This is a genomic window from Oleiphilus sp. HI0086 (assembly GCF_001635225.1).
In genome coordinates this window covers 16,889-28,332 of record NZ_LWFZ01001181.1, presented here as the reverse complement: position 1 = coordinate 28,332, position 11,444 = coordinate 16,889, and the positions used below count along the sequence as shown (strand labels likewise).

At 43.6% G+C, this 11,444-nt stretch carries 9 protein-coding genes; 5 read left to right on the top strand and 4 right to left on the bottom strand.

What is annotated here, in order from left to right; all coding sequences use genetic code 11:
* Nucleotides 1-306: 306 nt before the first annotated feature.
* The gene (locus A3756_RS20675; protein ID WP_068554486.1) at nt 307-1,065 is read right to left on the bottom strand and encodes a DeoR/GlpR family transcriptional regulator; all 759 of its coding nucleotides are present in this window, start codon (nt 1,063-1,065) and stop codon (nt 307-309) included.
* A gap of 157 nt (nt 1,066-1,222) precedes the next feature.
* Here A3756_RS20675 and glpK point away from each other — a divergent pair, with 157 nt between their 5' ends.
* From glpK to A3756_RS20650, 5 genes are all read left to right on the top strand, one after another.
* The gene (gene glpK / locus A3756_RS20670) at nt 1,223-2,710 is read left to right on the top strand and encodes a glycerol kinase GlpK (RefSeq protein ID WP_068513108.1); all 1,488 of its coding nucleotides are present in this window, start codon (nt 1,223-1,225) and stop codon (nt 2,708-2,710) included.
* A gap of 139 nt (nt 2,711-2,849) precedes the next feature.
* Nucleotides 2,850-4,808 carry a diguanylate cyclase gene (locus A3756_RS20665; protein WP_068554484.1) on the top strand — a complete coding sequence of 653 codons (1,959 nt, stop codon included), beginning with the start codon at nt 2,850-2,852 and terminating at the stop codon, nt 4,806-4,808.
* 1 nt (nt 4,809) lies between these two features.
* On the top strand, nt 4,810-5,382 hold the full coding sequence (locus A3756_RS20660; RefSeq protein ID WP_068554482.1) for a DNA-J related domain-containing protein: 573 nt from the start codon (nt 4,810-4,812) through the stop codon (nt 5,380-5,382).
* A 58-nt stretch (nt 5,383-5,440) separates the two neighbouring features.
* A complete protein-coding gene (gene ttcA, locus A3756_RS20655; protein ID WP_068554480.1) occupies nt 5,441-6,343 on the top strand; it encodes a tRNA 2-thiocytidine(32) synthetase TtcA in 903 nt (300 codons plus the stop codon).
* A gap of 75 nt (nt 6,344-6,418) precedes the next feature.
* On the top strand, nt 6,419-8,059 hold the full coding sequence (locus A3756_RS20650) for a sulfotransferase (RefSeq protein WP_068554478.1): 1,641 nt from the start codon (nt 6,419-6,421) through the stop codon (nt 8,057-8,059).
* Here A3756_RS20650 and A3756_RS20645 read toward each other — a convergent pair whose 3' ends face one another.
* From A3756_RS20645 to A3756_RS20635, 3 genes are all read right to left on the bottom strand, one after another.
* A complete protein-coding gene (locus tag A3756_RS20645; protein ID WP_231875596.1) occupies nt 8,060-8,743 on the bottom strand; it encodes a sulfite exporter TauE/SafE family protein in 684 nt (227 codons plus the stop codon).
* Nucleotides 8,744-8,745: 2 nt separating this feature from the next.
* On the bottom strand, nt 8,746-8,973 hold the full coding sequence (ccoS, locus tag A3756_RS20640; protein ID WP_068554477.1) for a cbb3-type cytochrome oxidase assembly protein CcoS: 228 nt from the start codon (nt 8,971-8,973) through the stop codon (nt 8,746-8,748).
* A gap of 67 nt (nt 8,974-9,040) precedes the next feature.
* Nucleotides 9,041-11,440 carry a heavy metal translocating P-type ATPase gene (locus A3756_RS20635; protein WP_068554476.1) on the bottom strand — a complete coding sequence of 800 codons (2,400 nt, stop codon included), beginning with the start codon at nt 11,438-11,440 and terminating at the stop codon, nt 9,041-9,043.
* Nucleotides 11,441-11,444 lie beyond the last annotated feature (4 nt).

The window sequence follows — 11,444 nt, the reverse complement described above, 5'->3', positions numbered from 1 at the left end:
ATAGCTAAATCATAGAAAAGTTCCTTTTTTTCACTGCTAATGTTCATATAATCCTCAAAAACGTTAATAATTTTACATATTATGTCATAAAACGAACATTTGGCTAGGCGAAATGTAATAATTGTTCAACAGTTTTTCGAAAAAGCGTGACAGAATTAGGCTTTCTGAAAATTAATTGAAAATAATCTTAGAATAGGACGGCGTGAATTGTTATAAATGGCGCGTGAAAAATAGCTATGTAGAAGTGATAAACAAACATCGACGCAGGTTCAGTAAGGCGTCGATGCAGGGTTGAATTGGTAGGGGTTAGGCGACGGTAAGCTTGATATTTTCTTTATTCAGAATACTTACGATGCTTTCCGGTGGTGTTTCACTGGTAAATATATGATGAGCTTCGGCAATGTTACCAAGCCGAGTTAAGGCATCCCGTCCGAATTTTGAATGGTCAGCGGCAAGGAAAATATTGCGGGAGTTCTCGACAATTGCTCGAGAAACTCTCACTTCCTGATAGTCGAAGTCGAGCAGGTCACCTGTATCGTCGATACCGCTGATACCAATGATCGCGTAGTCGACTTTAAACTGGCTGACGAAATCTATCGTTGCTTCACCCATTACACCTCCATCACGATTGCGGACAACACCGCCCGCGATAATAATTGTAAAGTCATCTTTGGTGCTCAAGATGCTCGCTACGTGAAGGTTGTTAGTAATCACCGTGAGGTTATTGTGGTTGAGAAGTGTCTGGGCTATTGCTTCAGTGGTGGTGCCGATATTGATGAAGATAGAAGAGTGGTCAGGAATCTCTAGCGCCACGGCTTCAGCAATACGCTGCTTTTCTTTGAGGAAAGCAACTTTACGGTTAGAGTAAGAGGTATTTAAAATAGTGGAGCTAAGGCCAGCGCCGCCGTGAAAACGTTGGATCTTGTTTTCGTTGTCGAGCTCTTTTAAGTCTCGACGAATGGTTTGTGGTGTAACATCAAATTTGCTGGCAAGCTCTTCAATTGTTGCAAACCCGGAACTACTTACGATCTCTATGATACGAGAGTGTCTTTCACTTTGTTTCATGGTAACGCAGACTTCTTATAAACAGTTAACGAAAGCATAGGTCGTGCAATATAGAAGAACCCTTCACCTGCACACCTGGCTAATATTGAAATAATAACATTTACACATGTAAGTGTATTGAACTATACGACAAAATAATATTTTTAGGGATCATAATATGGCTCAGTTCATTCTTTCTATTGATCAAGGGACGACAAGCTCACGTGCTTTACTATTTGATCACCAAGGCCGTGTAGCGTTTACTGCGCAAGCTGAATTTACCCAGCACTTTCCAAACGATGGATGGGTCGAACATGATCCAGAAGAAATATGGAGTACGACTGTCAGCGTAATCAAGCAAGTTCTTGCCAAATTAGATCTTGAATCCGACCAGGTAATGGGGATCGGTATTACCAATCAGCGGGAGACGACGATTGTTTGGGATAGAAAGACAGGAAAGGCAATCTATCCGGCAATTGTTTGGCAGGATCGCCGAACCTCTGAGTTTTGCCAGAGCCTGAAAGATAAAGGCTTGGAAGATACTATTTCTGAAAAGACTGGCTTGTTGGTAGACCCATACTTCTCAGCGAGTAAGATTCGTTGGATTCTTGATAATGTCGATGATGCTGATGAACGAGCTCGCGAAGGGGACTTGGCGTTTGGAACTGTCGATACTTTCCTGCTATGGCGCTTAACCGGTGGTCGGTCGCATGCCAGTGACGCCACGAACGCCTCTCGAACTTCCTTGTTCAATATACATACACAAGAGTGGGATAAAGAACTGTTACAGATTTTTGATGTCCCGGAACAGTTGTTGCCTGAGGTCAAGGATAGCAGTGATGAGTTTGGTGACACCGAGGCTGAGCTTTTCGGTATCTCTATGCCTGTCTACGGTATGATAGGTGATCAGCAGTCCGCCTTGGTAGGGCAGGCTTGCTTTACGCCAGGCATGATCAAAAGCACTTATGGAACAGGTTGCTTTATGATTGCCAATACGGGTGCGAAGCCACTACGCTCCAATAATCGTTTACTGACTACTGTTGCCTACCGTCTGAATTCTGAAGTGACATACGCTCTGGAGGGCAGCATCTTTGTTGCAGGAGCGGCAGTGCAATGGTTGCGTGATGGCTTAAAGTTTATCTCTCATGCTAGTGAAACGGTGGCGATGGCCAAGAAGGTTGGTTATGACAATTCGGTTTATCTGGTACCAGCCTTTACTGGCTTAGGTGCGCCTTATTGGGATCCGAATGCACGAGGTGCTTTGTTCGGTTTAACTCGAGATACGGGGATAGAAGAAATCGTCACAGCTGGCCTACAGTCAGTGTGTTATCAGACAAGGGATCTGCTCCACGCGATGGAGAAAGATGGTGCGCAAGTAAACACTTTAAGAGTAGATGGAGGCATGGTGGTCAATGACTGGGTTGTACAGTTTCTATCTGACCTTCTGAATGTTTCGGTTGACCGGCCTGAAATTGTCGAGACCACGGCATTAGGTGCGGCATACTTGGCTGGTTTAAAGGCCGGTTTATTTGAAAGCGTCGAGACGATTGCAGATATGTGGCATCTTGATAAACGTTTTTCACCTGATATTTGTCCAGAAGATGCAAAAAAACTCTATAGCGGCTGGTTAGATGCCGTCGGACGCGTAAAAACTGAACAAAATTAAGCGTCAGTGATAGTTGAATGCTAGACTTTAAGGATAGTAGTTTTCACTATTGTCGCGCATAATATTAGGAAATTGTCGAGAAGTGAACAATATAGTAATAGCCCTTCAGTGCTAAGAGGCGAGAGGCAGGAGCTTCTATGTGATTAAGAATTGGATTTTCAGTCTGACTTTGTTGGTGGCATCTGTGCCCTATGCTTTGTCCAGCGAAAGTGTAACTCTACAGCTCAAATGGAAACATCAGTTTCAATTTGCGGGTTATTATGCGGCGCTGGAAAAAGGTTTTTACGCTGAAGAAGGTTTGGATGTCGCCATTCGGGAAGCCGAGCCAGAGATGGACCCTATTGAAGTCGTCGTTAATGGTGAGGCTGAATTTGGAGTTGGCACCAGTGAGTTGCTGCTTTTACACAACCACTTTAAGCCTGTTGTCGTTTTAGGGGTTATATTCCAACATTCTCCTCTTGCTTTGTTAAGCTCCGCCAGTTTGCCTGAGAGCAACTTATACTCAAACATTCAGCAAGTACAAGACCTACGCAACAAACCTATTATGATTGAAGCCAACTCGGCTGAGTTAATGGCTTATCTTTCCAAAGAAGGTTTATCGCGTGATACGCTCAAAATTGTTAAGCACAGTTTTAATACTTCAGATGTGATGGCGGGTAGGGTTGCAGCTATGTCTGTTTATACCACTGATGAAGTGTTTGAGTTTGAGCGTTTGGGAGAGCCGTACACGCTGTTTCGACCAAAAGATTCCGGGGTCGATTTTTATGGTGACAACCTTTTTACTACGATTCATGAACTCAAACACCACCCTAAACGGGTTGCAGCATTTAGGCGAGCCAGTTTTAAAGGCTGGCGATATGCTATGGATCACCCCTCAGAAATTGTAGACCTGATCTATGAACGCTACAGCCAGCGACATACAAAAGCGCATTTAATGTTTGAAGCAGAGAAGATGAAAGACTTGCTAGAAAGTGAGCTAATCTCCCCAGGCTATATGACGAGTAAACGCTGGCACCATATTGCCAAGGTTTATGTCGAGCAAGGCAGCCTGTCTGCAGATTATTCGCTTGACGACTTTCTTTACAGGAGTGAGGAAGGGGTTAGTGCCGACTTGGTGAAACGTTGGGGGCTTGGTGCCTCACTGATTACGATTATATTGCTGAGCTTTCTCGCTTACGTTTGGCGCTTGAACCGTCGTTTGGATAAACGCACTTCTTGGCTTAGAACTGTGGTTGATAATACGCCCACTGCAATGGTGATTATGGATAGTCAGGGCAAAATCATTGAATGGAATCATCAGGCAGAACAAATTTTTGCTTGGGCTTCAGAAGATATCATTGGCCAATCTGTTTACGATTATGTGGTGCCCTTAGGAGACCAGAACAAGTTTCGTAGAATGATTGCGAACCTGTTTGATCGGCGAGAGGTTAAGGTTGCTGAGGGTTGGAGTCGGACCAATAGGAATAAGCTTGTTCTATGTGAATGGCACTACGCAGTCTTGCAACCTGGGCGGGTTGTTGCCATGGCTAATGATATTACCGAGCGTAAGGCATTAGAGAATAAGTTAAAAGAACTTGCTCATTCTGATGCCTTAACGGGGATAGGTAACCGGACTTTGTTCTTTGAAAAACTGGAAGAAGCGATCGCATTAGCTAAGCGAAGAAAGGAGCGTGTTGCGGTACTGTTTATTGATTTGGATGATTTTAAAATCGTGAATGATCAATATGGCCATGAAGTGGGTGATGTCGTGTTGTGTGAAGTTGTACAGCGCATCAAAATGGCCGTCAGAGAAGCGGATGTATTAGCTCGAATTGGTGGCGATGAGTTTGTGTTGATATTGCATGATTGTGAATCCAACGCGCATGCTCGGCAAGTCGCCGAAAAGGTACTGTTTAACCTGGAAAGACCTTTACAGGTTGCCGGTTTAACGGTCACCGTTGGTGGTAGTATAGGTATTAGTATGTACCCTGATAATGGTGAAAAAACGGCCGATATTTTGAAGTCTGCTGATCGGGCAATGTATGAAGTGAAGCAGAAAGAAAAGAACGGTGTAGGCATCGCCCCTCCTCGAAGCCGTTTAGGCAAGAAGGCTCACTAGCTTGGATGTCTTGTTAGATATTATCAAGGGGATAGATAACTATCTTGATGATCATGCTAGCGTTAAAGAAATTGAGCTTATTCAACATCTAAAATGCATTCAGCAAGAGCCGTTTTCCGAGTTCAATATAAGTCAGAGTAAAGACCTTTTTCGTGCCCACTTTCTGTTAAAACACGCCCTTTACACGCTACAAAACACTTATCTAGATGAGCAGCGTTTTTTTCTCGACATCAATCTGATAAATATATCTAGAAGACCCTTTGCAGAAGGAGTTTCCGAATTATCATCTTATGATTCGGTTAAGGCATATTACCTTGATATTAGCCACTATTTTGAAACAGAAGAAGATGAAGTAAACGACCTGCTCGATAAGTTTTGGCGTAAGTTTCTGGCAAATGATGATCGGCATGCTGCGCTAAGTGTATTAGATTTGCCTGCTAATGCTGACCAAAGGCAGGTTAAGCTTCAGTATCGTAAGCTTGCTCAAATTCATCACCCTGATAAGGGGGGCTGCGGGGAACAGTTTAAAAAAATATCCGCTGCTAAACGTTTGTTAGACCGGGCTTTGGGTTAAAGCCGTAAATTCGCTATAATGCGCGCCTTTAATGTTGTCGTTGTCAGGTTGTAGGGTTATGCAGAGCTTAGCAGGTTCAGAGAAATACGAGTTTAACAAGCTTCAAAAGCGCTTGCGCAGTGGCATGGGTAAGGCCATTGCCGACTTTAATATGATCGAAGACGGTGATCGTATTATGGTTTGCTTGTCGGGCGGAAAAGACAGCTACACCATGCTAGACATTCTGATGAGTCTGCAAAAGAGTGCTCCGATCAGTTTCGACCTAGTCGCCGTAAACCTTGACCAGAAACAGCCAGGTTTTCCTGACCATGTCCTTCCTAAGTATCTGGAATCACTTGATATTGAATATTATATTATTGATCGAGATACTTACTCCATCGTTAAGTCCAAGATACCAGAAGGCAAGACAACCTGTGGCCTGTGCTCACGTTTACGTCGTGGTACTTTATACTCCTTTGCTGAGGAGATTAAAGCGAATAAGATAGCTTTAGGCCATCATAAAGATGACATCGTTGAGACCATGTTTCTGAACATGTTTCATGGTTCAAGGTTGTCAGCTATGCCACCTAAACTGCTTTCTGATGACAAGCGAAATGTCGTGATTAGGCCGCTGGCTTATTGTCGTGAGAAAGATATTGAGCAGTTTGCTCTGGTGAAGGCTTACCCGATCATTCCGTGCAATCTTTGTGGTTCGCAAGAAAATCTCCAGCGTCAATCCATTAAGAAAATGCTTATTCAATGGGAAAAAGAACACCCTTCAAGAATTGAGTCAATTTTCACAGCCTTACAGAATGTATCGCCTTCCCAGTTAGCGGATACCCAGCTTTTTGATTTCGAAACACTAGCAATTGATCGCAGTGGTGAACGTAAAGAGTATGAGTTTGATTTAGAGCAATCTATTTCTTCATCCCGAACTAAAGAGGATGATATGGTTCAGATCGTTGAGGTTATGCCACGTTAAACTAACGCGAGTCTTCTCGCTGCGTTGGAATACATCTCGGGATTACATTTTAATAAGAAATCGAAAGGCAGGAATATGAGCGAGTCGGAAATACAAACCTTAATGCAGCAGGCTAACGAGTATATACAGTCTGAAAGACTCTCTCGAGCTCGTCGTTGCTATAATAAGATTCTTTCGATCGATCCGCAGAACTGTGATGCTCACTATTCTTTAGGGACGATTGCTCGCCAACAAAATGATAATCAAGCAGCGAAACAACACCTGCTGCATGTGTACCAAGCCGAGCCCCTCAATAGGACTTTTGTATTGGAACTAGCGGGTCTTTATGCTGATATGGGAATGATTGTTGAGTCAGCAAAGGTTTTCGAAGCTTATCTTTCAGTACAAGATGATATTGAATTATCAGGAAAATATGCCGAGGTCTTGGTAAAGGCTAAGGAATTTGAACGTGCGGTTGAATGTCTGAAAGCATGTGTTGGGAAGAAACCTGAAAATTTAAGTTATCGCATGCAATTAGGTAAATTGTTGTACCAACTATTACGTTTTGAAGAAGCACAATCAGTTTATTTGAGTGCAATTGAATACGGATTGAAAAGTGAAGGTTTATATCTGAATGCTGCAAAACTACATGTTGATCACGGACAGTTGGCTGTCGCTAAAGATGTATTGAATAAAGGTTCGGAAGACTTCCCTGAAAACCTGTCGTTTGCATATCGCCTTGTTCAATTGGATGCAGAGAGTCTTCACCCCGAATTGTATCAACGCTTAATCGATGTTGATGAGGCTACTTTAGAGGGAGACAATCGCTTTTATTATCAATGGTTGTTGGCAAATTTTGCTAAAAAGCAAGGTGAGCCGCTAGTTGAGATGGAGCATCTTGTCGCTGCGCATCGAATTTACAGTTCGATTACTCAATTTCCGAGAAGTACCGAGTTTTATCTGCAGGCATTGCCTCAGTTGACGCCACCTGATTCTGCACATTTTACTTCTCGACTTGCTAATCTCGAACCTGTTTTTATTATTGGTGTGCCACGTTGTGGTTCAACCTTGTTGGAAAATATCATTTGTCATGGGCCTCAGAATGTTGGCAAAGGTGAAGAAACCGGGTCCGTTATTGAGGCATTAGCCGTTGCTTATCAAAGTGGTGGACAAAACTTTTGGGAAGCTTTCGTTAGTCAGCTCGAATCTTCTTATATGCGACATGGCTTATTGCCGGAAGATTCATCAAGCGACGTAAAACGTTTTACTGATAAGTCTCTAGAAAACATATTCCTAATCGATTTCATTATGAAGGTGATGCCGAGAGCGAAGGTGGTTTATTGTGATCGAGCTCCACTCGCTTCGATTGTTTCTATTATGCGAAATAACATGTCTGTATTACCCTGGGCTCATGACTTAAATAATATATTCAAGTATGTGGATAATTGTTTAGTAGCAATGGATCGGACAAAGAATGCCTACCCTCAACGTGTGACAACAGTTAAATATGAGGAATTAGTGTGTGATCCGGAAGCTGAATCCAAGGCGCTTATGGCGTTTTGCGACTTGCCTTGGGGAGAACAGTGTTTGGATTTTCATAAAGAAGATAAGTTGCTAAGTAGAACGGCGAGTCATGTTCAAATTAGGCGGGAAATAAATCAGGATGCCGTCTCTGCGTATAAACAATATGAAAGTTTCTTTGAGCCTTTTTCAGAAATTTATCATTGGGCTTCTTAGCTAAGCGTTTAATAGCTGGTAAACTGTTTTCTGGATGACTGGCAAAGACCATAAGCCGAATAAAGTCATCATTGCTCCGGCAGAAGAGCGGAACCAGCGTTTTCTAATTGTCGCGGATAGTTTTTGTGCTAATAAACCGCTGCTCAACATTGAAGGCAGGGTGCCTAGGCCAAAAGCAAGCATGATTAGTGCTGAACCGAAGATACTTGCTTCCAAGCTTGCCCAGATCAAAGCCGAGTATACCAAACCACACGGTAGCCAACCCCACACCATGCCAACCACTAGCGCATCTTTGATTGATTTAATAGGCATAAAACGCTTTGATAATGGTTGAATCAAGGGCCAGAGTTTACTACCTAGTTTTTCAGCCCAGAGTATTCCATTAAACCATTGGCCTAGGTATAAACCCATTAGAATTAACATTGTTGCAGCTAAATATCTGAGAACCTCTAAGGCTGCTAATTGTTTGCTCAGCCAGAAACCAAGGCTGCCAACAATCAGTCCTGCGATGCAATAACTTATAACGCGCCCCAGATTATAGGAGAGTAAGAAGCTTGCCTTGTTTGATGATGAGGTATGTAAACCTAAGGCACTTGCTAAACCTCCGCACATTCCCAAGCAATGTGCAGAGCCTAGAAAGCCAAGCATAAAGGCAGAAATAAGAATACCGGGGTCATTTAGCAAACTTAGTCGTCCGATTTTTCACTATGTTGACTGTCTTTAGTATTCAGGTCTTTCTTTTGAGTTTTGTTGTTTTGCCCCGGGATCATGTCTTTATCATCATCATAGAGAATGCTGTGCGCGGGGCCTTCCAGGTCATCATACTGTCCGTTCTTAACTGCCCAGCCAAAAATGGCAATCGCTAAAGCAACAAGAATGATTGATAGTGGAATTAGAATATACAATATTTCCATCGAAGCTAACTCTTATCTTAAATCAGTTTAATTGGAGCACCTTTCCAACGCTCGCGACTTGTCCATGTTAGCGCTTTAACCTGAGAGAGTTAAAAACAACTAATAAAGAACTCAAGGACATTCCCAGGGCTGCGAAATAAGGTGGAACCCAACCAGCTGCAGCCATCGGGAGCATGCATAGATTATACATGATGGCCCAGGTCATATTTTGCTTAATGATTTTACGTGTTCTCTGCGCGTTTTGGAAAGCTTCGTTAATAACCGTCATATTTCCATTGAGCAGAATAGCGTCTGAATTTAACTTGGTAATGTCGCTGGCTTCGCCCATCGATATTGATAACTTAGCACCAGACAGGACAGGTAGGTCGTTAATACCATCACCCACCATTGTGACCTGTTTGCCTGCGGCCTGTAAACCTCTGACATAGGCCAATTTTTGCTCGGGCGACTGTTTTGCTTTGTAGTTAGCGATGCCGAGTTTAGAGGCGAGAATGGAGACAGAGTCTTGGTGGTCTCCACTTAATATATGAGTGGTGATACCCGCTTCCTGAAACTGTTTGATGCTTTCTTTACTGTCGGAGCGTAAAGCATCATTTAGCATAAATTGCGCAATCAGGTTCTCGCCATCGCTCAGATATAGGCTTAGGCCATTATGCTGTTGTAATGCTTGTTCGCAACTCTGTTTTAGTTCAACGAGTTCTGCATTGCCCAGTACGTAGTGTTGCCCCTGAAAAAAACCTTCGAGGCCCTTTCCAAGATGGTTTGTAACCCTTTCGGCTGGGCTGGTGAAAAATTCAGAAAAAGGCTTGGCGATCGGGTGGCTGGAGTGGTGTTCTAGTGCGGCAGCGATTTCAAGCGCTTTACTTTCTCCGCAGTGACTAAAAAGCTTCACACCAGAAATGCTGAGTTCACCTTTGGTTAGTGTCCCTGTTTTATCAAAAACAATATCGGTAATCTGGTTCATGGCTTCTTGCGCATGAGATTTGGTGATTAAGAAGCCTTTGCTGCGAAGGAATGTGTTGGCACTGGTCATTGCAGTTGGTGTTGCCAGAGATAAAGCGCAAGGGCAGGTAACAACCAAAACAGATAAAACAATGGTGAATACTTCGTCGGGGTTATTAAAGTACCAGTAGAGACCAACGACGCAAGCCGCGAATAGCACACCTGCTACAAAGTGGCTGGCAATTTTATCTGCCATTAATACGGTTTTGGGCTTCTCACTTGCTGCTTTATCAAGGAGCTTAATAATCGCTGCGACACGGCTCTCTTTGGGAGTAGCGGTAATGCGAACGAATAAGGTATTTTCGACATTAGCGGTGCCACCACTTACCTGAGCCCCAAGCGCTTTTTCAATGGGGAGAAACTCTCCTGTGAGGGCTGACTCGTCGACTTTGGAGACACCTTCAATAACCACGCCATCGGCAGGAAATACTTGGCCCTGTCTAACCACTAGTACCTCTCCAATTTCAAGCTGGTGAGCAGGTTTACTTTTTTCGCCATCTTCGGTTCTAATGATCGCTGTTGTAGGCAATAGTTTACCCATTTCGGCATCGCTGTTCAGGTGCTTATGGCGAGTTTGCATTTCCATAAACCGGCCAAGCAATAGGAAGAAGGTAAACATCGCAACTGAGTCGAAATAGACATCGGTCTCAATGCTTGCTTCGCTGTTTATCGTCAGGAAAGCACTGGCAAAAAACGCGGTCAGGATAGCGAGCGATACAGGGATGTCCATCGTTAAATGACGTGTTTGCAAGTCACGTAAGGCCGCTCGAAAAAATGGTAGCGCTGAAAAGCACACAACGGGTATGCACATTAACATGCTGACCCATCGAAAGAAGGAGATAAACTCGGCATCGATACCGCTATAGATGCCTAGATACAAGGGGACTGAAAACATCATGTTTTGCATCGCCGCTATACCAGCGACAGCGATACGAAACATTGCGCTGCGTTTCTCTTTCTCGGCAAGTTGTCTCGCTTTGTCTTCCTGATAGGGGAAGGCTTTGTAGCCTAGCTTGCGTATTTTAATCAGGATTTTGCTTAGCTTGATCTGTTCATTGTTCCAGCTAAGTAGCGCTTTGTGAGTCGTATGATTGATTGATAGATTTATCAGGCCGGGAAGTGAGCTGATTTCGCGCTCTAAGAGCCAAATACAAGCGGCACAGGTAATTCCTGAGATACTAAGTGCAGCATCAGACTGTTTGCCATCTACCGTAACAAAGTCAGTTTGTAGCGCCGGGTCATCATAAAGAAGTAGTTCATCGCGTTGTGCGTCGGTGAAGTCGTCGGGCTTTAATGAGGCTTCAGTGCGGTGTTGATAGAAGTTATCGAGACCACCAGAGACAATGGTTTCTGCGATCGCTAAACAACCATAACAACAAAACGATTGTTGTTCTCCGCCAATCTCAAGCTTTGCGCTAAAGCCTTTTGGAATCTCTTCATTGCAGTGGTAGCAAGTCTTGCACATGTGT